Origin of the sequence: Amycolatopsis sp. NPDC051102, from assembly GCF_040682815.1 — a bacterium.
Taxonomy (GTDB): Bacteria; Actinomycetota; Actinomycetes; order Mycobacteriales; family Pseudonocardiaceae; genus Amycolatopsis.
On record NZ_JBFBBT010000006.1, the window covers coordinates 130,909 to 151,221 of the forward strand.

The 20,313-nt window shown below is 71.6% G+C and carries 16 protein-coding genes; 10 read left to right on the forward strand and 6 right to left on the reverse strand.

The features are described from left to right. Together AB0M93_RS19660 and AB0M93_RS19665 are read right to left on the reverse strand one after the other, a co-directional pair. Positions 1–1,614, reverse strand: coding sequence for a carboxyl transferase domain-containing protein (locus AB0M93_RS19660; protein WP_364275362.1), 1,614 nt, complete (start codon positions 1,612–1,614; stop codon positions 1–3). 127 nt (positions 1,615–1,741) lie between these two features. Further along, a complete protein-coding gene (locus tag AB0M93_RS19665; RefSeq protein ID WP_364275364.1) occupies positions 1,742–2,512 on the reverse strand; it encodes an SGNH/GDSL hydrolase family protein in 771 nt (256 codons plus the stop codon). 332 nt (positions 2,513–2,844) lie between these two features. On the opposite strand from AB0M93_RS19665, the gene AB0M93_RS19670 reads away from it, so the two are divergent. Both AB0M93_RS19670 and AB0M93_RS19675 read left to right on the forward strand, forming a co-directional pair. Then, positions 2,845–3,435 carry a TetR/AcrR family transcriptional regulator gene (locus AB0M93_RS19670; RefSeq protein ID WP_364275366.1) on the forward strand — a complete coding sequence of 197 codons (591 nt, stop codon included), beginning with the start codon at positions 2,845–2,847 and terminating at the stop codon, positions 3,433–3,435. A 47-nt stretch (positions 3,436–3,482) separates the two neighbouring features. After that, a complete protein-coding gene (locus AB0M93_RS19675) occupies positions 3,483–3,989 on the forward strand; it encodes a hypothetical protein (RefSeq protein ID WP_013229665.1) in 507 nt (168 codons plus the stop codon). A 29-nt stretch (positions 3,990–4,018) separates the two neighbouring features. Here AB0M93_RS19675 and AB0M93_RS19680 read toward each other — a convergent pair whose 3' ends face one another. Both AB0M93_RS19680 and AB0M93_RS19685 read right to left on the reverse strand, forming a co-directional pair. Further along, positions 4,019–5,137 carry a homoserine O-acetyltransferase gene (locus tag AB0M93_RS19680; RefSeq protein ID WP_364275368.1) on the reverse strand — a complete coding sequence of 373 codons (1,119 nt, stop codon included), beginning with the start codon at positions 5,135–5,137 and terminating at the stop codon, positions 4,019–4,021. Then, entirely contained in the window at positions 5,134–6,444 is a 1,311-nt protein-coding gene (locus AB0M93_RS19685; protein ID WP_364275370.1) for a bifunctional o-acetylhomoserine/o-acetylserine sulfhydrylase, read from the reverse strand. Before AB0M93_RS19685 ends, AB0M93_RS19680 begins: the two co-directional genes overlap by 4 nt. A 172-nt stretch (positions 6,445–6,616) precedes the next feature. On the opposite strand from AB0M93_RS19685, the gene rdmE reads away from it, so the two are divergent. From rdmE to AB0M93_RS19700, 3 genes are all read left to right on the forward strand, one after another. Continuing rightward, the gene (rdmE, locus tag AB0M93_RS19690; RefSeq protein ID WP_364275372.1) at positions 6,617–8,167 is read left to right on the forward strand and encodes an aklavinone 12-hydroxylase RdmE; all 1,551 of its coding nucleotides are present in this window, start codon (positions 6,617–6,619) and stop codon (positions 8,165–8,167) included. A gap of 67 nt (positions 8,168–8,234) precedes the next feature. After that, positions 8,235–9,791: a helix-turn-helix domain-containing protein gene (locus tag AB0M93_RS19695; protein ID WP_364275374.1), complete on the forward strand. Its 1,557-nt coding sequence runs from the start codon at positions 8,235–8,237 to the stop codon at positions 9,789–9,791. Between the two features lie 164 nt (positions 9,792–9,955). Beyond that, entirely contained in the window at positions 9,956–10,873 is a 918-nt protein-coding gene (locus AB0M93_RS19700; protein WP_364275376.1) for a zinc metalloprotease, read from the forward strand. A 60-nt stretch (positions 10,874–10,933) separates the two neighbouring features. On the opposite strand, the gene AB0M93_RS19705 is transcribed toward AB0M93_RS19700, so the two are convergent. After that, the gene (locus AB0M93_RS19705) at positions 10,934–11,869 is read right to left on the reverse strand and encodes a zinc-binding dehydrogenase (RefSeq protein WP_364275378.1); all 936 of its coding nucleotides are present in this window, start codon (positions 11,867–11,869) and stop codon (positions 10,934–10,936) included. Between the two features lie 170 nt (positions 11,870–12,039). On the opposite strand from AB0M93_RS19705, the gene ald reads away from it, so the two are divergent. The 5 genes from ald (at position 12,040) to AB0M93_RS19730 (ending at position 20,043) form a co-directional block, all read left to right on the forward strand. Further along, a complete protein-coding gene (ald, locus tag AB0M93_RS19710; RefSeq protein WP_364275380.1) occupies positions 12,040–13,155 on the forward strand; it encodes an alanine dehydrogenase in 1,116 nt (371 codons plus the stop codon). Between the two features lie 600 nt (positions 13,156–13,755). Continuing rightward, positions 13,756–14,790, forward strand: a complete 1,035-nt coding sequence (locus tag AB0M93_RS19715; RefSeq protein ID WP_364275382.1) for an ABC transporter ATP-binding protein — start codon at positions 13,756–13,758, stop codon at positions 14,788–14,790. Continuing rightward, complete coding sequence (locus AB0M93_RS19720) at positions 14,790–15,671, forward strand: ABC transporter permease subunit (protein ID WP_003059863.1); 882 nt, start codon at positions 14,790–14,792, stop codon at positions 15,669–15,671. Before AB0M93_RS19715 ends, AB0M93_RS19720 begins: the two co-directional genes overlap by 1 nt. Before the next feature lie 95 nt (positions 15,672–15,766). Further along, positions 15,767–19,513, forward strand: a complete 3,747-nt coding sequence (locus AB0M93_RS19725) for an ABC transporter ATP-binding protein (RefSeq protein WP_364275384.1) — start codon at positions 15,767–15,769, stop codon at positions 19,511–19,513. Positions 19,514–19,563: 50 nt separating this feature from the next. Next, complete coding sequence (locus tag AB0M93_RS19730; RefSeq protein ID WP_364275386.1) at positions 19,564–20,043, forward strand: DUF4291 family protein; 480 nt, start codon at positions 19,564–19,566, stop codon at positions 20,041–20,043. On the opposite strand, the gene AB0M93_RS19735 is transcribed toward AB0M93_RS19730, so the two are convergent. Continuing rightward, entirely contained in the window at positions 20,040–20,309 is a 270-nt protein-coding gene (locus AB0M93_RS19735; protein ID WP_364275388.1) for a hypothetical protein, read from the reverse strand. The genes AB0M93_RS19730 and AB0M93_RS19735 overlap by 4 nt on opposite strands. Positions 20,310–20,313 lie beyond the last annotated feature (4 nt).

The following is a 20,313-nucleotide window of genomic DNA, read 5'->3' on the forward strand; positions in this document are numbered from 1 at the left end:
TCACATCCGGAAGACGCCGTAGTTGACCTCGGCCAGCGGGGCGTTCGCCGCGGCCGAGAGGGCGAGGCCGAGCACCGTGCGGGTGTCCGCGGGATCGATCACGCCGTCGTCCCACAGCCGCGCGGTCGAGTAGTACGGGCTGCCCTGCGCCTCGTACTGCTCGCGGATCGGGTCCTTGAACGCCTCTTCGTCCTCGGCGGACCATTCGCCGCCGCGGGCCTCGATGGCGTCGCGGCGGACGGTCGACAGCACGGACGCGGCCTGCTCGCCGCCCATCACCGAGATCCGCGCGTTCGGCCACATCCAGAGGAACCGCGGCGAGTAGGCCCGGCCGCACATCGAGTAGTTGCCGGCGCCGAACGAGCCGCCGATAACGACCGTTAACTTCGGCACCCGCGCGCAGGCCACGGCGGTGACCATCTTCGCGCCGTGCTTGGCGATGCCGCCGGCCTCGTACGCGCGCCCGACCATGAAGCCGGTGATGTTCTGCAGGAACAGCAGCGGGATCGATCGCTTGTCGCACAGCTCGATGAAGTGCGCGCCCTTCATCGCCGACTCGGCGAACAGCACGCCGTTGTTCGCGACGATGCCGACCGGGTGGCCGTGGATCCGGGCGAAGCCGGTGACCAGCGTGGCGCCGTACTCCTTCTTGAACTCGCCGAACCGGCTGCCGTCGACGATCCGGGCGATCACCTCGCGGACGTCGTAGGGCACGCGCGGGTCCGTCGGCACGACGCCGTACAGCTCGGCCGGGTCGGCGGCGGGGGCTTCGGTCGCCACGACGTCCCAGGGCCGCGGCGCGCGCGGGCCCAGCGTCGAGACGATCGAGCGGACGATCCGCAGCGCGTGCGCGTCGTCGTCGGCCAGGTGGTCGGTGACGCCGGACTGGCGCGCGTGGACGTCCCCGCCGCCGAGCTCCTCGGCCGTGACGACCTCGCCGGTCGCGGCCTTCACCAGCGGCGGGCCGCCGAGGAAGATCGTGCCCTGGTTCCGGACGATGACGGCCTCGTCGCTCATCGCCGGGACGTACGCGCCGCCCGCGGTGCACGAGCCGAGCACGGCCGCGATCTGCGGGATGCCGCGTGCGGACATCGTCGCCTGGTTGTAGAAGATCCGGCCGAAGTGTTCACGATCCGGGAAGACCTCGTCCTGCCTGGGCAGGAACGCACCGCCGGAGTCCACCAGGTAGATGCACGGCAGGTTGTTGTGCAGCGCGACCTCCTGGGCGCGCAGGTGCTTCTTCACCGTCATGGGGTAGTAGGTGCCGCCCTTGACGGTGGCGTCGTTGGCGACGACCACGCATTCCCGGCCCGAGACGCGCCCGACGCCGGTGATGATGCCGGCGGACGGCGCTTCGTCGTCGTACAGGCCGTTGGCCGCGAGCGGCGAGAGCTCGAGGAACGGCGAGCCCGGGTCGAGCAGCGTGTCGACGCGGTCACGCGGGAGCAGCTTGCCGCGCTCGACGTGCCGCGTGCGCGCCTTCTCCGGGCCGCCGAGCCGGGCGCTCGCCAACCGTTTGCGGAGGTCCTCGACCAGCTCCGCGTGCGACGTCGCATTGCGGGCGTAAGCCTCGCTGTCCGGGGACGCCGCAGTCCCCAGTGCCGGCGTGTCCATGGGCTCCCTCGACGTTAGCGGTCGTTAACCTCCGGCTCGATGTTAGCGACCGCTAACGTGGGTGTCCAGTCGCTGGAATGCGCAAGAGGCCACCCCGGCGGACCGGGGTGGCCTCTTGCGGAACCGCTCAGCCGATCGCCGCCTGCAGCGGGGCGTAGTAGCCGCCGGACTGGCCGGCCACGGTCGGGTGATAGGACTCGATCACCGGCCAGGTCAGGCTGTGCAGGTAGTCGTCGGCCGACGAGCAGATGTTGTGGCCGACGAACGACGGCCGGACGTCGACGAACGTCGCCCCGGCCGACGCCGCACGCTGCTGGATGACCGACGCGAGCGCGTCGGCGCCCGAGTTGATCGCCGTGCGCTTGGTGTCGCTCAGCCCGACCCAGCAGGAGCCGGGCACGGTGTAGAAGCGCGGGTAGGACAGGACCACGAGCCGGGCACCCGGCGCCTTGGCCTTGATCGCGTTGTAGGTGTTGGTCAGCAGCGGCGGCAGCGTGTTGGCGACGTAGGTCTTCGCCGTGTTGACGCGGTTCACGCAGTCGGAGTCACTGCCCAGCGTGCAGGTCTGGATCACGTCGCTGAACCCGGCGTCGTTCCCGCCGACGGTCACCGTGACGAGCGTGGCCGAGGCGGGGATCGAGTTCGCCTGGTTGATGACATCCCCGGTGCGGGCACCGGAGCAGGCCAGGAACGTGAACGAGGTTCCACTGTGGGCGTTGGCCCACAGCTGCGGATAGGCCTTCGAGCTGCGGTAGCAGCTCCCGGAACTGCCGTAGCTGCCGGCTCCGACCCCCGAGGAGTAGGAGTCGCCGACCGCGGCGTAGACGGTCCCGGCGGCCTGGGCGAGGCCCGTGACGCCGAGAGAAGCAAGGACAACGGCCCCCAGGGCCGTACTCAACCGTAGGAGGGATCGCCGGAACTTACGGGTGGGAACAGCCATGGGTCACTCCTTTGTGACAGGGCCGACGCAAATAGCACAGCAGGTGGAAGCCCCACGAGGAACCCCTAGTTACTGGTAGATACCCACTCGGCCCACACCGGAAGGATGAAACCGCGGTAAGCACGGGTTAACGGTCCTTTCGACGGAGTGACGCGCACGCCCCGGCCCGCGCAGCGTCGGCTCCCCGCCGCCGGGCGCCGGCAGTTCCGCACACCGGCGTGGTCGCTCCGGAGCGACCACGGCACCGCGGGCTGTTAGCGCTCGCTAACCTGCCGCTCTAATATGGCTGGATGCCGGCCAACTTCACCCCGCTCGTGAACGGCGAGAAGGCGAACAGGCGCGAACAGATCCTGTCCGCGGCCGCCGAGCTGTTCGCACACCACGGCTTCCACGGCGTCGGCATCGACGACATCGGGGCTGCCGTCGGCATCTCCGGGCCCGCGCTCTACCGGCACTTCCGCAGCAAGGACGCGATCCTCGGGGAGATGCTGAACTCGATCAGCCGGTACCTGCTCGACGGCGGCACGGCGTGGGCGAGCCGGCCCGTCGATCCGGACGACACGCTGGCCGGGCTCGTGGCGTTCCACGTCGGCTTCGCGCTCGCGCACCCGGCCCTGATCACCGTTCAGGAGCGCAACCTCGCGAACCTCACCGACACCGACCGCAAGCAGGTGCGCGCACTGCAGCGGCAGTACGTCGAGGTATGGGTGCGCGTGATCCGCGAAGCGCTTCCGGAGCTGGGAGAACTGCAGGCGCGGTCGGCGGCACACGCCGTGTTCGGATTGATCAACTCGACCCCGTACAACCGCCATCTCGGTGATGGGGAACTCGCCGAACTGCTGTGCCGGCTCGCGCTGGGTGCCCTCCGCGCGGCGGGATGACCACCGGCGGATCAAGGTATCCCCACGAGGGCCGTCGCTGGTGTTTGATGGGGCACGTGGACCCGGATTGGAGCGAGCAGGAGCGCCGGCTCGTCGAGAAGGCTCAGCGTGCGTTGACCGCGCTGAGCCTCGGCGACGACGCCGAAGCGCTGGGCGAGGTCGCCCCGTCGGCCGCCGAGCCGCAGGCCCGCGCGGACGAGACGAAGGCCCTGATGCTGCTGCTCTTCGGCGAGTGCAGCGCGATGGTGTCCACCCTCGGCGACGGCGGCAGCGCCCCGGTGAAGGTCCAGGTCTTCGACGAAGACGGCGAAGAGGTCTCGATCGACCAGGCCGACCCGCCGGTGCGGACCGCGGTCCGGACGCTGCTCGCGGAGGTGCACGGCAACACCGAAGCCGCCCAGGAGCAGGTCGAGATCGCCCTGGCCAACGCGGCGCCGGACGAGGTCGACAGCCTCGTCCTGCAGGCGCTGCGCTGGACGATCCGCCTCTCGGTCGAGTGCCTGGACCGCGACCTGCCGGTGGCGCCCTGGATCTCCGAGGCCGTCTCCGACTAGGGGCCCCTGAACCGCCCGATTTCCGGCGATCAGCCCAGCAGCTGTTTCACCAGTGCCGTGATCTGCCCGGTTTCGATCAAGAACGAATCGTGGCCGTACGGCGACGACACCACCGACGGCTCCGGCGCCCCGGCGATGCCGGCCGCGATCTCCGCCGACTGGTACAGCGGGTAGAGCCGGTCGCTGTCGACGCCCCCTATCACCGATCGGGCCGTCACCCGGCCCAGTGCCGCCGCCACGCCGCCGCGGCCGCGGCCGACGTCGTGGGTGTTCATCGACTCCGTCAGCACCAGGTAGCTGTTCGCGTCGAAGCGGCGCGCCAGCTTGTCCGCGTGGTGGTCCAAATAGGACTCCACGGCGAACCGGCCGCCGCGCAGCGGGTCCTCCGCGCCCTGGTAGGCCCGGCCGAACCGCTGGGCCAGCTCGGGCTCGCTGCGGTAGGTGACGTGCGCGATCCGCCGCGCGATGCCGAGTCCCCGGAACGGCCCTTCCGAAGCGGCGTAGTAGTCGCCGCCGTGGAAGAACGGGTCGCTGCGGATCGCGTGCAGCTGCGGCGACGCCCACGCGATCTGCTCGGCCGACGCCCGCGCGGTCGTCGCCAGCACCAGCAGCGACGCCACGCGCGAGGGCAGCGACACCGCCCACTCCAGCGCGCGCATCCCGCCCATCGACCCGCCGACGACGGCCGCCCAGCAAGAGACGCCCAGCGCGTCGGCCAGCAACGCCTCGGCCGCGACCTGGTCCCGCACCGTCACCACCGGGAACCGGCTGCCCCACGGCGTGCCGGCCGGATCCGGTGATGACGGCCCGGTCGAGCCCTGGCAGCCGCCCAGCACGTTCGGGACCACGACGAAGACCTCGTTCGTGTCCAGCGCCTTGCCCGGGCCGATCAGCCCGTCCCACCAGCCCGCGCCGGGATGTCCCGGCCCGGCGGGGCCGGCCGCGTGGCTGTCGCCGGTCAGCGCGTGCTCGACGAGAACCGCGTTCGACGCGTCCGAGTTCAGTGACCCCCAAGTTTCGTAAGCGATCGTCAACTCCGGCAGCACGCCACCGGCCTCCAGCGCGAACGCGCCGGAGGCGGTGACGAACTTCCGGCGGCCCGGCGGATCCCCGACCCGCCAGGCGCCGGTGACGGGGCCAGCCGTCACAGTTCCGCCTTGGCCGCCCGGAATCCGGCTTCCAGGTCGGCCTTGAGGTCCTCGATCCCTTCCAGCCCGACGGCGAGCCGCACCAGCCCGGGCGTGACGCCGCTGGCCAGCTGCTCCTCCGGGGTGAGCTGGCTGTGCGTGGTCGAGGCCGGGTGCACGATCAGGCTGCGGACGTCGCCGAGGTTCACCAGCTGGCTGTGCAGCTCGGTGCCGTCGACGAACTTCCGGCCCGCTTCGACGCCGCCGCGCAGGTCGAACGACAGGACCGCGCCCGCGCCGCGCGGCAGGTACTTCTGCGCCGCGGCGTGGAACGGGCTCGACGGCAGGCCGGCGTAGTAGACCTTCTCGACCTCGTCGCGCCGCTCGAGCCACTCGGCCAGCGCCTGCGCGTTCTGCACGTGCCGCTCGATGCGCAGCGACAGCGTCTCGATGCCCTGCAGGATCAGGAAGCTGTTCAACGGCGCGATCGCCGCGCCGGTGTCGCGCAGCAGCTGCACGCGCGCCTTCGCCGCGAACGCGCCCGGCCCGAGCGCCTCCCAGTACTTGAGACCGTGGTAGCTCGGGTCCGGCTCGTTGAAGCCCGGGAACTTCGCCGGGTCCTGGCCGAAGTCGAACGTGCCGCCGTCGACCAGCACGCCGGCGATCGTCGTGCCGTGGCCGCCGAGGTACTTCGTGGCCGAGTGGATGACGACGTCGGCGCCGTGCTCGATCGGGCGCACCAGGTACGGCGTCGGGATGGTGTTGTCGACGAGCAGCGGGACGCCGGCTTCGTGCGCGACGTCGGCGACCGCGCGGATGTCCAGGACGTTGCTGCCCGGGTTGGCGAGCGTCTCGCCGAAGAAGAACTTCGTGTTCGGCCGGACGGCGGCGCGCCACTGGTCGAGGTCGTCCTGGTCGTCGATGAACGTGACCTCGATGCCGAGCTTCGGCAGCGTGTAGTGGAACAGGTTGTAGGTGCCGCCGTAGAGCGACGGGCTCGAGACGAAGTGGTCGCCCGCGCCGGCGAGGTTCAGGATCGCCGCCGTGGTCGCGGCCGAGCCGGACGCGAACGCCAGCGCGGCGACGCCGCCTTCCAGCGCGGCGACCCGCTGCTCCAGAACGTCCTGGGTCGGGTTCATGATCCGCGTGTAGATGTTGCCGGGCTCGGCGAGGCTGAACAGGTCGGCGCCGTGCTGGCTGTCGCGGAAGACGTACGACGTCGTCTGGTAGATCGGCGTCGCGCGGGCACCCGTGGCCGGGTCCGGCGCGGCGCCCGCGTGGATCTGCCTGGTCTCGAAGGACCACGCCGAAGTGTCGTCCGCGCTCATCGGTTCTCCTTGCGGCTCAAGGGATTTCAGGAAGGGCTGCCCGGACGAAGCTACTTGCGCCGAACGGCCCACCCAACTGCTCCCACGTCCTGGGAAAGCTATCGCCTTGTCAACGAGATCTCTCTGTGTCTAAGATATTTGGACAGAGAGATTCACAGGCAGGGAGGTAGTCATGACCGAGCGGGTTCAAGTGCTGGTCGTCGGGGCCGGGCTGGGCGGGTTGTCCGCGTCGCTGTTCTTGGCGCAGGCGGGGGTGGACGTGCTGACCGTCGAGCGGCGCGCCGGGACGTCGGTCCACTCGCGCGCCGCCGGGCAGAACTGGCGCACGATGGAGCTGTTCCACTGGGCGGGAATCGACCGCGAGGTGCGGGCGGCGAGCCCGCGCGCTTCGCAGGGCCTGCGGATCACCGTCGCGACCAGCCTGGCCGGCCGGGTGCTGCACCGGGTCGTCGACGACGGCAGCGAGTTCGACGTCTCCGCCGCGACGACGCTGCCCACGGGGATGGCCGGGCAGGACGTCGTCGAGCCGATCCTGCTGGCGCACGCGGAAAAGGCGGGCGCGAGCGTGCGGTTCCGGACCGAACTGACGGACCTGGTCCAGGACGGCGACGGCGTCACCGCGACGCTGCGCCACCGCGACTCCGGCGAGGAGACGGTGGTGCGCGCGGACTACGTCGTCGCCGCCGACGGCGGCCGCAGCGGGATCCGGCAGCGGCTCGGCATCGGGACCACCGGGCCGGACGCGCTGAGCCACTGCCTCGGCGTCGTGTTCGACGCCGACCTCGGCGACCGCGTCCTGCCCGACGTGAGCGACCTGTTCTACCTGCAGCACCCGGACTTCACCGCCGCGCTGGTCAACACCGACGTGCCCCACCGGTACGTCTTCGCGCCGGACTACCACCCGGAACGCGGCGAAAGCCCGGCCGGCTTCCCGCCGGCGCGGCTGGTCGCGATGATCCGCGCCGCGACCGACCTGCCCGAGCTGTCACCGGAGATCGTCTGGACCGGCTCGTGGGAGATCGCCGCGCGGCTCGCCGACCGGTTCCGGTCGGGGCGGGTCTTCCTGATCGGCGACGCGGCCAAGGTGACGCCGCCGACCGGCGGGATGGGCGGCAACACGGCCATCGGCGACGCCGCGGACATCGCGTGGAAGCTCGCCGCGGTGCTTCGCGGCGAAGCGGGCGAAGGGCTGCTCGACACCTACGAAGCCGAGCGACGGCCGATCGCGCGGATGGTCATCGACACCTCACTGCACAACATGAAGGCGCGGATGCACCCGGAGCTCGACGTCTCGGGACTGTCGAAGCCCGAAGACCCGCTGGGCATCGTGCTCGGGTTCCGCTACCGCTCGACGGCGGTGCTCGCGGAGGGCCCGGACGACGGCGAGCGCGTCGAGGACGTGCACGCCCCGACCGGACGGCCGGGATTCCGCGCGCCCGGCCTGGAGTCCACTGTGGACCTTCTCGGGCACTCGTGGGTGCTGCTCTGCGCCGCCGACGGCACGCGGTGGCAGCCGGCCGCGGATGACGTCGCGGCGGAGCTGGGCGTCCGGCTCGGCTGCCACGTGCTCGACGACGCCGTGTTCGCCGCGCGATACGGCCTTTCGGCGGGCGGGACGACACTGGTCCGTCCCGACGGGATCGTCGCGTGGCGGGCGCCGGAACCGGTCGAGGATCCCGCGAGCGCACTGTGGCGGGTCCTGACGGCGGTGCTGTCCCGCTAGCCCGGGCGGCGGCCCGCCCCGGCGAGCCGCCCGGGCGGGGAACCGCTTCCTCGGCGACAATGAGCGAGTGGTTTCGGTGCGCACCGTGGTCGACCGGGTGGGGCCCACGCTGCTGCACGCGCTGCAGGTGCCCGACGACTCGCCCGCGGTCGCCGACGTCGTCATCGCCGAGCCGGGCGGGGCCGTCACCCTGGCGGCCGGGGACCTCGTGCTGGGGGTCGCCACCACCAGTCCCGAAGACGCCGCCGAGCTGGTGAAACAGAGCGCCGGGCAGGGCGCCGCCGCCGTGCTGCTCAAGCCGCCGCTGGCCGCGAAGCCGGCGGTGAAACGAGCCGCGAAGGCCAGCGGGATCGCGCTGATCCAGGTGCACGCGGCGACGTCGTGGGCGCAGCTGGTCTGGCTGCTGCGGACCGTCCTCGACGCTCTCGCCGACGAGTCGGAGGACCTCGACCCCGGCTCCGGCGACCTGTTCCGGCTGGCCGACGCCGTCGCGAGCGTCGTCGACGCGCCGGTGACCATCGAGGACACCAACTCGCGCGTGCTCGCCTACTCCGCGCGCCAGGACCTCACCGACCCCGCGCGCGTCGCCACGATCATGGGCCGCCGCATCCCCGACGACGTGCTCGCGCGGTTCCGGTCGCGCGGGGTGTTCCGCGAGCTGTCCCGCGGCCGGCAGACGATCTTCGTCCCGGCCCAGCGCGACGGCACGCTGCCGCGGCTGATCGTGCCGATCCGGATGGGCGGGGAGCTGCTCGGGTCGATGTGGGCGGTGGTCGCCGGCCCGGTGTCCGACGAGCGCGCGGCCGCGTTCGCCGACGCCGCCCCGGTCGTCGCGCTGCACCTGCTGCGGCGCCGCGCGCACACCGACGCGCAGCGGCGTGCGTCGGCCGAGCTGCTGCGCGCCGTGCTCGAAGGCCGCGCCAACCCGCGCAAGGCGATGGCCGAGCTCGACCTGACCGACGAGCCGCACCGCGTGGTCGTCATCGAGGTCACCGGCGGCGACGGGCGCGACGCCGAGGGGCTGCGGCTGGCCATGCTCGAGCGGATCTCCCAGGGCATCGGCAGCCGCCCGGTGGCGACCGAGCTCGCCGGGCTGCTCTACGCCGTGGTGCCTGACCGCGCCGGCCCGGGCGGCTGGGCGGAACTGCGCGAGGCTCTCGTCGCGACGGGACCGTCTCGTCGCACAGGTGCCGCGCGCGCGGCAGCGGGCGCTCCCGGCGAGATCGGCGACCTCTCGGTGTCGCGCGCCCAGGCCGACGAGGCCCTCGGCCTGCTGCGCGCCGAACTGCTCGCCGAGCGCGTGATCGCGTTCGACGAGGCATGGACGGCGTTGACGCTGCATCGCGGCGCGACGGCGGCGGCCGCGGCGCGGGTCACCGACCTCGGCCCGCTGAGCGCCCTGCGCGCGCACGACGAGACGGGCCGGGCCGGCTACGTCGAGACGCTGTACGCATGGCTCCGGCACCCCGGTGACCCGAGGGCGGCGGCGCAGGAGCTACGGATCCACCCGAACACCCTGCGGTACCGGATGCGAAAGCTCCTCGAACTCGTGCCGCTGGACCTCGACGACCCCGACGTCCGGCTGGCCCTGCTCACCCAGCTCGTCGCCGTGCGCTGGAGCTGATGGGCCATTCGGCCCAGCTGGCGATCCATGCGTTACTCCGCATGGATCGCGCCGAACGTCCGGAGTGTCTTTTCCCTCCGAAAGATGGTGGATTCCGAAGATCGCGTGCCGCATTTTCTCTTCACCACCCCGGGTAGCCGGGTCGTTGCAAGAGGAGTTCACCCATGAGCAGTTCGGAGCGGTTCGCACACGCCCTCAAGCTGGGTGCGGTCTCCGCGCTCTCCCTGGTCGCCCTGGCCGTGCCGGCCGCCGGAACCGGGAGCGCCGTCGCGGCGCCGAGCGGCGACTGCTTCACCCCCGCCCACGCCGCGGACCGCGGCAAGGACGGCCACGCCGACACGGTGTCCCCGGCGGAGGCGGCCCGCATCGAGGCGGACATGCAGAGCAAGCTCGCCGGCAAGCGCACGGCCCGCTCCGCCGAGGCCGCCGCGGTCTCGATCCCGGTGTACTTCCACGTGATCACCAGCGGCTCGACCGGCAACCTGCCGGCGTCGACGATCAGCAAGCAGATCTCGGTCCTCAACAACGCCTACGCGTCGAGCGGCTTCAGCTTCTCGCTCGTGAGCACCGACTACACGAACAACTCGACCTGGTACACCGGCATCACCGACGGCACGTCGGCCGAGCGCAACATGAAGAACGCGCTGCGCAAGGGCGGCAAGAACGCGCTCAACATCTACACCGCCAACCTCGGCGACGACCTGCTCGGCTGGGCGACGTTCCCGTCGAACTACAGCTCGCAGCCGAAGATGGACGGCGTCGTCATCCTCGACGAGTCGCTGCCGGGCCGCTCGGCGACGAACTTCAACGAGGGCGACACGGCCACCCACGAGGTCGGCCACTGGATGGGGCTCTACCACACGTTCCAGGGCGGCTGCTCCGGTTCGGGTGACTACGTGTCGGACACCCCGGCCGAGGCGACCGCGACGTCGGGCTGCCCGGCGAACAAGGACACCTGCACGTCGACGGGCAAGGACCCGGTCCACAACTTCATGGACTACAGCTACGACAGCTGCATGTACGAGTTCACCGCCGGCCAGGCCACGCGGATGAAGAACTCCTGGACGGCGTACCGCGCCTGAAAACCGCTCCCGCGGCGAAGTCCGTGAAGGCCACCTCCCCGAGGTGGCCTTCACGGCTTTTCAGACGACCAGCAGCGTCTTCCCCACCGTGGCTCGCGACTCGATCGCCGCGTGGGCGTCCGCGGCCTTCTCCAGCGGGAACCGCTGGCCGATCACCGGCACCAGCCGGCCCGCCGCCGCTTCCGCCAGGGCCGACTCCGTGAACGCCCGCATCCGTTCCGGGCTTCCGATCGACCGCACCAGCGTCACGTCCCGCGCCGCGGCGTCCTCTTCGGACACTTCGGCCCACGAGCCGCCGGCCAGGCCGTAGACCGCCATCCGGCCGCCCGGGCGCAGCAGCCCGAACGCCGCCGTGCCGATCGCCCCGCCGACGCCGTCGAACACGACGTCCACTTCGCCGATCGACGACGTCCAGTCCGGCCGCAGGTAGTCCACGACCACGTCGGCACCCAGCACGCGGGTCACCTTCGCCGGCCCGCCCGCCGCGCCGATCACCGTCGCGCCGGCCGCCTTCGCCAGCTGCACCAGGAGGCCGCCGACGCCGCCCGCCGCCGCTTCGACCAGGACTCGATCGCCCGGGCGCACGCTGGTGGCATGCACCAAGCCGGTCGCGGTCCGGCCGTCCGCGAGCACCGCCACCGCCGCGTCGAGGTCCAGCGCGGGCGGCACCGCGAACACCGCCGCCGCGTCCACCGCGACGCGCTCGGCGTACCCGCCGGACCCGCCCGTCGCCGTGACCACGCGCTGCCCCGCCAGCCCCGGGTCCACCCCGGCGCCGACCGCGCTGATCACCCCGCCGACGCCGTTGCCCGGGATGACCGGCAACCACGCCCGGAACGGCCCCGGCGCGCCCGCCCGGAACTGCGTCTCCACGAACGTGGTGTTCGCGAACGCCACCTCCACCACCACCTGGCCCGCCCCGGCGACCGGGTCCGGCGCCTCCCCCGGGACGAGCGCTTCCGGACCACCGAACTCCCGCAACCACACTGCACGCATGCACCGAGCGTGCGACTTCAAGTGAAGTTGAAGTCAAGGGCCTTGTCCGGCCAGCACCACAATTTGTCGAAAGAATTGTCCGGTCAGCACGATGACACCGCCGTCCGGGTGGCTCACCGTGAGTGGCAACACCGCACCATCCGGACGCAGACCGACCCAGGAGGCCGACCGTGCGTATCGCCGTTCCCCGTGAGATCAAGAAGCACGAATACCGGGTCGCGCTGACGCCGGCGGGGGTGCACGAGCTGGTGGGCCGCGGGCACGACGTCTTCGTCGAGACCGGCGCCGGGGTGGGCTCGTCCATCACCGATGACGAGTACGTCGCGGCCGGCGCGAAGATCCTCGCCACCGCCGAGGAGACGTGGGCCGAGGGCGAGCTCGTCCTGAAGGTCAAGGAGCCGATCGCCGAGGAGTACGGGCGTCTCCGGCGCGATCAGGTGCTGTTCACCTACCTGCACATCGCCGCGGACCGCCCGCTGACCGACGCGCTGCTGGCCGCGGGCACCACGGCGATCGCGTACGAGACGGTGCAGACGGCGTCCGGCGCGCTCCCGCTGCTGGCCCCGATGTCCGAGGTGGCGGGCCGCTTGGCTCCCCAGGTGGGCGCGTTTTCGCTGATGAAGCCGAGCGGCGGCCGCGGCGTGCTGCCGGGCGGCATCCCGGGCGTGCACCCCGCACGCGTGGTGGTGATCGGCGGCGGCGTGGCGGGCCTCAACGCGGCCCGTGTCGCGCTGGGCCTGGGCTCGGACGTGGAAATCCTGGACACGAACGTGGACCGTCTCCGCCAGATCGACAACGACTTCGGCGGCCGCATCCGCACGGTGACGTCGACCCGCCTGTCGGTGGAGGAGTCGGTGCTGCAGGCGGACATGGTGATCGGCGCGGTCCTGGTCCCCGGAGCAAAGGCCCCGAAACTGGTCTCGAACGACCTGGTGGCCCGGATGAAGCCGGGAAGCGTCCTGGTGGACATCGCAATCGACCAGGGCGGCTGCTTCGCGGACTCGCGCCCCACAACACACGACGACCCGACATACAAGGTCCACGAATCAGTGTTCTACTGCGTGGCCAACATGCCGGGAGCGGTCCCCCGAACCTCAACATACGGCCTCACAAACGTAACGCTCCCATACGCGGTCCAGCTGGCAGAAAACGGCTGGAAATCAGCCCTCAAGGCAGACGCAGCCTTGGCAAAGGGCCTCAACACCCACGCAGGAGCCTTGACAAACGCCCCGGTAGCACTGGCCCACAACCTCCCCCACACCCCCCTCCAAGAGGTCCTGTCCTAACAAAAGAACAAAAACCAAAGACCACCCCACAAAGCGAGCCCCTGCCGCAAAGCGGCAGGGGCTCGCTGCCGCAACCCCAAAAACCAAGCACCCCACCCACCCCACCACACCAAATGAGCGCGCGAAGCCGCGAAAGACACACACAGAAAAGCGTGGAAACCAAGCCATCAAAGGATGGCTGCACAGAAACACTTCCAGCGAACCCCCGGCAGCCCCTACCGCACAACGCTGGGACCGCAGCAGAAGGCACCGTGGGGGTCCGGGGGGCTCGGCCCCCCGGGCAACAGGACGAAGTCGAAGCGAAGCGAAGACGAAGGGGCGACCCGCTCAACCAGCCTGGGGGTCACTGGGAGCGGGCCGCCGGGTCCTAGCTTAGAGGGGTTGGGCTGAGTTTGCTCCACCGGGTGGGCAAGTCGCGCGAATTCTTTACCTTGTTGATCTGGGTGCGCTCACGAACCTCTGGTCAGGGCGTCGGGCCGGTACTGGCCGGTAGCGGAACGTGACGAAGGTCGCTCCGGGTGGGTTGGGGCGTTCCGTGCGCGCGGGCGCGGCGGGTAGGGCAGGATGACGCCGCATCAGCGGGGAACGTTAGGGGACGGTATGCACGACGGCAGTGGCCGGATTGTGGTGCAGAACCTGAGCAAGCGGTTCGGTGCAGTGAACGCCGTGCAGGATCTGAGCTTCACGGTCGAACCGGGTTCGGTGACGGGGTTCCTGGGTCCGAACGGGGCCGGTAAGACGACGACGTTGCGGATGTTGCTCGGGTTGGTGACGCCGACGTCGGGGGTGGCGACGATCAACGGGCGGCCGCACTCGCAGCTGGGGAATCCGGCGCGGGTGGTGGGCTCGGTGCTGGAGAACGAGGGGTTCCACCCGGGGCGGTCGGCGCGGAACCACTTGCGGGTGTACGCGGCGGCCATCGGTGTGCCGGATCGGCGGGCGGACGAGGTGCTGGGCCTGGTGGGGCTGGGCAGTGCCGCGGACCGGAAGGCGGGTGGGTTCTCGCTCGGGATGCGGCAGCGGCTGGCGCTGGCGACGGCGTTGCTGGGTGATCCGCAGGTGCTGGTGCTGGACGAGCCGACGAACGGGCTGGACCCGGAGGGCATTCTGTGGCTGCGGAACTTCCTGCGGTCTTATGCGCGGGAGCAGCGGCGGACGGTGCTGGTGTCGAGTCACCTGCTGAACGAGGTGGAGCAGCTGATCGATCAGGTGGTGATCATCAGCCAGGGTGTCACGCGGTACTACGGTCCGCTGGAGCAGCTGCGCAAGGGACAGCAGTCGCGGGTGCTGGTGCAGCCGGCGGATCCGTCGGCGCTGGTCAAGGCGTTGCAGGAGAACGGGATCCAGCAGGTGTCGCCGACGCCGGACGGCCGGGTGGCGGTCGCCGGGTCGAGTGTCCAGCAGATCGGTGACCTGGCGGCGAAGGCCGGGATCGCGGTGTACGGGATGCAGGAGGAGCACGCCGATCTGGAGCGGATGTTCTTCCAGCTGACGCAGGGTCAGTACGCCGGCGGGCCGGCCGGGTACCCGCCGCCGCAGCAGTACCAGGGTCCGCCGCCCGGGTATCCGCCGCAGCAGTACCCGCCGTCGGGTCCGCAGCAGCAACAGCAGTACTGGGGAGGGCCGCAGCGGTGATGGGCAATCTGGTCAAGGCGGAGTTCCGCAAGACGCTCTCGCTGAACACGTGGTGGGTGCTGCTGATCCCGCTGGCGCTGGTGGCGTTCTGGCTGACGTTCGTGTGGGGCAAGATCACGAACGACTTCGCGGACTTCATCGGTTCCAGTGACGCCCGGGAGGTGGCGGGCGCGGTCGGCCTGGACGCGAGCAAGCTGCCGGTGGGGCTGCTGGCGTTCGCGCACGGGGTGAACATCGCTCAGCTCATCCCCGGTTTGTTCGGGGTGTTCGCGCTGGCGGGTGAGTACCGCAGCAAGACGATCACCACGACGTTCCTGACCGCGCCGAACCGGATCGCGGCGCTGACCGCGAAGATGCTCACCTATGTGGCCTGGGGCGCGATCTACGGTCTGGTGAGCTTCGGCGTCTCGGCGATCGCGGTGATGGCGTCGGTCGACGCGGGCCGGTGGCCGTCCGCCGGTCAGTGGCTGGCCGCGCTCGGCGGGACGGTGCTGGCGTCGGTGCTGGTGACGTTGTTCGGCATCGGGTTCGGCGCGGTGCTGCGCAACGTGCCGCTGGCGGTGGTGCTGTTCCTGGTGTGGTTCCTGATCGTGGAGAACGTGCTGGTCATCGCACTGTGGGGGCCGGCCGACATCCTGGGCGGGATCCTGCCGAACGGGACCGCCAACGGGATCGTGGGCGGGATCGCCGCGGACGCGTTCGGGATCAACTCGCTCAACCTGCCGGGCGGGGTCGACCACTGGTCGGCGCTGGGCCTGCAGCTCGCGGCGGGCGCGCCGGGCGTGATCTCGTGGTGGGCGTCGGCGCTGATCTTCTTCGCGTGGACGATGCTCTTCTTCGGCCTCGGCTGGGCGGGCAACCAGAAGCGCGACATCACATAGTCCTGCTGTCCGTGAAGGCCACCTCGAGCTGCTCGAGGTGGCCTTCACGGCGTTCAGGGAAATATTTTGTCGGTGGTGGCGCTTAGTGTGACAACGTGACCATCGCTCCGCCCCGCTCCCGTCAAGAGCTCCCACCTGCCGAGACCGCCGGCTGGATCCGCCGGCTGTCGGCGGCGGCGTGGGAGCACCGCGCCCTCGTCGTGCTGTCGCTGCTGGCCGCCGCGCTCGGCGTCGGCGTGCAGGCGGCGAGCCCGCTGCTGGTCCGCACGGCGGTGGACGACGCGGTGGCGGGGCGCACGGGCGGGCTGCCCGGGATCGCCGTCTTCCTGGTGACGCTGCAGGTGGTCGCGTTCGGCACCGCGTTCGCGCGCCGCTACCTGGGCGGGAAGCTCGCCCTCGACGTCCAGCACGACCTGCGTCAACGCGTCTTCAACGCGGTTTCGCGGCTGGACGGAGGCAAGCAGGACGCCCTGCGCACCGGTCAGGTCGCCTCGCGCGCGATCTCCGACCTGCAGCTGGTGACCGGCATCCTGATGCAGGTCCCGTTGTCGTTCGGCTCGGTGGTCTTCGCGCTGCTGTCGTTCGGCGCGATGCTGTGGCTGTCGCCGGTGCTGACGCTGATCGCGCTGGTCGTCACGCCCGCGGTCGGCGTCATCGTGACGCGCAGCCGCAAGCGCCTGTTCCCGGCGACGTGGTCGGCGCAGCAGCGCGCGGCGGACGTCGCGCAACAGGTGGAGGAGACCGTCACCGGCGTCCGCGTGGTCAAGGGCTTCGGCCAGGAGACGCGGGAAGTGTCGAAGCTGGAACGGACCGCGCGCAAGCTGTTCGGCGAGCGGCTTCGCGCGGCGAAGCTCTCCGCGGTCCCGGCGGCGACCACCGCGGCCCTGCCGGCCGCCGGCCAGGTCGCCGTGCTCGGCATCGGCGGCGTCCTCGCGCTGAACGGTTCGATCACCCTCGGCACCTTCCTCGCCTTCGCGACCTACCTCGCGACCCTGATCGGCCCGGCGCGGATGCTGTCGGGCCTGGTCGTGCAGGCCCAGCTGACCCGCGCCGGCGCCGAGCGCGTGTACGAGCTGATCGACGCGCAGCCGGAGGTCGCCGACGCGCCGGACGCGCGGCCGCTGCCGGCCGGGCCGCTCGGTGTCGAGCTCGACGGCGTCCGCTTCGGTTACACCCGCAGCGAACCGGTGCTGGACGGCCTTTCGGTCATCGCGAACCCGGGCGAGACCCTCGCGCTGGTCGGCACCGCCGGCTCCGGGAAGTCGACGATCTCGCTGCTGCTGCCCCGCTTCTACGACGTGCACGCGGGCGCGGTGCGGGTCGGCGGCCTCGACGTCCGTGACGTCCCGCTGCGGCAGCTGCGGCAGGCGATCGGGGTCGTGTTCGAAGAGGCGTTCCTGTTCTCCTCGTCGATCCGGGACAACATCGCCTACGGCCGCCCGGACGCGAACGAGGAGGAGATCGTCGCCGCGGCCAGGGCCGCGGAGGCGGACGGCTTCATCCGGGCGCTGCCGGACGGCTACGACACGCTCGTCGGCGAGCGCGGGCTGACGCTCTCGGGCGGGCAGCGGCAGCGGCTCGGGCTGGCCAGGGCCCTGATCACCGACCCGCGGATCCTCGTCCTCGACGACGCGACGTCGGCCATCGACACCGTCACCGAGGCGGCGATCCACGACACTCTGCGGTCGGTCACGGCGAGCCGGACCACCCTGCTCATCGCGCACCGGCGCTCCACACTGGCGCTCGCCGACCGGATCGCGGTGCTGGACGAAGGCCGTGTCGTGGACGTCGGCACCGAGGCCGAGCTGATGGCGCGCTGCCCGCTGTTCCGCGAGCTGGTGGCGGGCCCGGGTGACGACGTCGAGGAGAAGCACCGCTGCGAGGGCCTGGACTGCGGCCAGGACGGCGTCACGCCGTCGCTGTGGCCGCGGGACGAGGGCCGCGACGAGGTCGACGCACTGGCCGAAGCCGCGCGCATGCGCAGCGGGGACACCAACAGCAGCGGGTTCGTCGGCGGGGGCGGCGGCCTGGACGTGCCGCCGACGCCGGAGCTGATCGAGGGCGTGCGCAAGCTCCCGGCCGCCACCGACGAGCCGCGGCTGCCCGACGTGGACGTCACCGCACCCGATCCGAAGTTCCGGCTCGGCGGGCTGCTGCGGCCGGTCCGCGGGCCGCTGTCCGTGGTGATCGCGCTGGTGGCGGCGGACGCGCTGGCGTCGATCGCGCTGCCGGGGCTGTACCAGTTCGGCGTCGACCACGGCGTCCGCGCCGGCGTCGAGTGGGTGATCTGGCTGGCCGCCGGGATCGGCGCCGCGGTCATCGCGGCCGACTGGCTGGTGGTGTTCGCGCAGACCCGGCTGACGTCGCGGGTGGGCGAAACGGTGCTGTACGCGCTGCGCGTCCGCAGCTACGCGCACCTGCAGCGGCTCGGGCTCGACTACTACGAGCGGGAGCTGTCCGGGAAGATCATGACCCGGATGACGACCGACGTCGACGCGCTCTCGACGTTCCTGCAGACCGGGCTGGCCACCGCGGTGGTCAGCGCGCTGACGCTGGCCGGGATCACCGGCGCGCTGCTGCTCACCGACGCCGGGCTGGCGCTGTACGCGCTGGCGATGGTGCCGGTGCTGGCGGTGGCCACGGTGATCTTCCGGCGGTCGGCGTCGAAGGCGTACAACGAGGCCCGCGAGCGGGTCAGCGTCGTGAATGCGGACATGCAGGAGAACGTCAGCGGGCTGCGCGTCGCGCAGGCGTACACGCGCGAAGACCGTTCCGCGCAGGCGTTCGCTTCGCGCAGCGACGACTACCGGCGCTCGCGGCTGCGGGCCCAGCGGTACGTGGCGACGTACTTCCCGCTGGTGGCGCTGCTGTCGGACCTGGCGACGACGACGGTGCTGGTGGCGGGCGCGAGCCGCGTCTCGGCGGGCACGCTGTCGGCCGGTGTGCTGCTCGCGTTCCTGCTGTACCTGCAGCAGTTCTTCTCGCCGATCCAGCAGCTGTCGGCGGTGTTCGACGGCTACCAGCAGGCGAGCGTCGGCCTGAACCGGATCGGCGACCTGCTGCGGACGCCGACGTCGGTGCCGGCGGCGGAGAACCCGGTCGCGGTGCCGGAGCGGCTGCGCGGCGAGGTCTCGTTCAAGGAGGTCGAGTTCTCCTACGCCGGCGCCGAGACCCCGGCGCTGGCGGAGTTCTCGCTGGACGTCGCCGCGGGCGAGACGATCGCGCTGGTCGGCGCGACCGGCGCCGGGAAGTCGACGGCGGTGAAGCTGGTGGCGCGCTACTACGACGTCACCGGCGGCGAGGTCCGGATCGACGGCACGGACGTGCGCGAATACGAGCTGGCCGGGATGCGGCGCCGGATGGGCGTGGTGCCGCAGGAGGCGCACCTGTTCTCGGGCACGGTGGCCGACAACGTCCGCTACGGCCGCCCGTCGGCGACCGACGCGGAGGTCGAGGCCGCGGTCCGGGCGGTGGGCGCGCTCGACGGCGTCGCGGCCCTGCCGTCGGGGTTCCTGCAGCCGGTGGGCGAACGCGGCCGGTCCCTGTCGGCGGGCCAGCGCCAGCTGGTGGCCTTGGCCAGGGCGGAGCTGGTGGACCCGGACGTCCTCCTGCTCGACGAGGCCACGGCGGCCCTGGACCCGTCGACGGAGGCGGCGGTCCTGCGCGCGACGGAGACCGTGGCCCGCCGCCGCACGACGTTCGTGGTCGCCCACCGCCTCGCGACGGCGGCCCGCGCGGACCGCATCGTGGTCCTGGACCACGGCCGCATCGTGGAGACCGGCACGCACGAGGAGCTGCTGGCCGCGGAAGGCCACTACGCGAGGCTGTGGGCCCTGGGCTGACCGCCGAAAGTCCGTGGCCGCGAGCAGGCCGCGCTGGGAGCATGGCGGGCATGTTCGAGGAGAAGCGGGTTCCCGACCGGCAGGTCCGGGCGGCGCAGACCGAGACGACCGTCCGGGTCTACCTGGCCTGCTCGCCCGCCGTCGCCGACGCCGCGCTGAAGAATCAGACCTTCGAGCCGGGCGGGACCACGTGGCTCGTGCCGTCGTTCCGGCTGGCGGCTTGTCTCAGCGGCAACGGGAGCAAGCCGGGGCACGAGCGCGTCCTGGCCGTCGACCTCACCCGCGAAGGCTTCGAGCAGGCCCTCACCGGGCACGTCGAGTGGGTGCCGGAGCGAGATCTCGACCACACCGCGCTGAACTTCCAGGCGATCCGGATCAGCGGCGAACCCGCCGGCGAGTGGATCACCGGGATCACCGACGTCACGCCGGTCATCCGGGACATCGCCGGGCTCTTGGCCACCGACCAGCTCCACCTGGCCGTCAAGCTCGTCCCCCACGAACCGCCGTACCCGCTCGGTGCGACGGGCTAAGGCAGCGCCCGCCACTTCAGCGAGCCCATCCCGGCCGCCTCGACGTCCGGCCGGGACGCCCAGCGGACCGTGCCCGGCCGCACGTGGATCCCGGCCCCGACCAGCCAGTCCGGCTCGCCGGGCTCGACCCACTCCATCTCCTCGAAGGCGGCCGGCGTGGGCACCGCCGAGCAGGAATCACACCGGAGCACGACCGCGCCGGACTCCGTGACCAGCGGCCGCACCAGGCCCTGGTCCCAGAACGATGGACATTCGACCAGCCACATCGGC

Excerpts from the sequence above, each read along its gene's own strand:
- AB0M93_RS19730 (WP_364275386.1), top strand. The coding sequence starts at position 19,564 with ATGTTCGAGGAGAAGCGGGTTCCCGACCGGCAGGTCCGGGCGGCGCAG.
- rdmE (WP_364275372.1), top strand. The coding sequence starts at position 6,617 with ATGACCGAGCGGGTTCAAGTGCTGGTCGTCGGGGCCGGGCTGGGCGGG.
- AB0M93_RS19705 (WP_364275378.1), bottom strand. The coding sequence starts at position 11,869 with ATGCGTGCAGTGTGGTTGCGGGAGTTCGGTGGTCCGGAAGCGCTCGTC.
- AB0M93_RS19660 (WP_364275362.1), bottom strand. The coding sequence starts at position 1,614 with ATGGACACGCCGGCACTGGGGACTGCGGCGTCCCCGGACAGCGAGGCT.
- AB0M93_RS19700 (WP_364275376.1), top strand. The coding sequence starts at position 9,956 with ATGAGCAGTTCGGAGCGGTTCGCACACGCCCTCAAGCTGGGTGCGGTC.
- AB0M93_RS19670 (WP_364275366.1), top strand. The coding sequence starts at position 2,845 with ATGCCGGCCAACTTCACCCCGCTCGTGAACGGCGAGAAGGCGAACAGG.
- AB0M93_RS19735 (WP_364275388.1), bottom strand. The coding sequence starts at position 20,309 with ATGTGGCTGGTCGAATGTCCATCGTTCTGGGACCAGGGCCTGGTGCGG.
- AB0M93_RS19685 (WP_364275370.1), bottom strand. The coding sequence starts at position 6,444 with ATGAGCGCGGACGACACTTCGGCGTGGTCCTTCGAGACCAGGCAGATC.
- AB0M93_RS19675 (WP_013229665.1), top strand. The coding sequence starts at position 3,483 with ATGGGGCACGTGGACCCGGATTGGAGCGAGCAGGAGCGCCGGCTCGTC.
- AB0M93_RS19720 (WP_003059863.1), top strand. The coding sequence starts at position 14,790 with ATGGGCAATCTGGTCAAGGCGGAGTTCCGCAAGACGCTCTCGCTGAAC.
- AB0M93_RS19715 (WP_364275382.1), top strand. The coding sequence starts at position 13,756 with ATGCACGACGGCAGTGGCCGGATTGTGGTGCAGAACCTGAGCAAGCGG.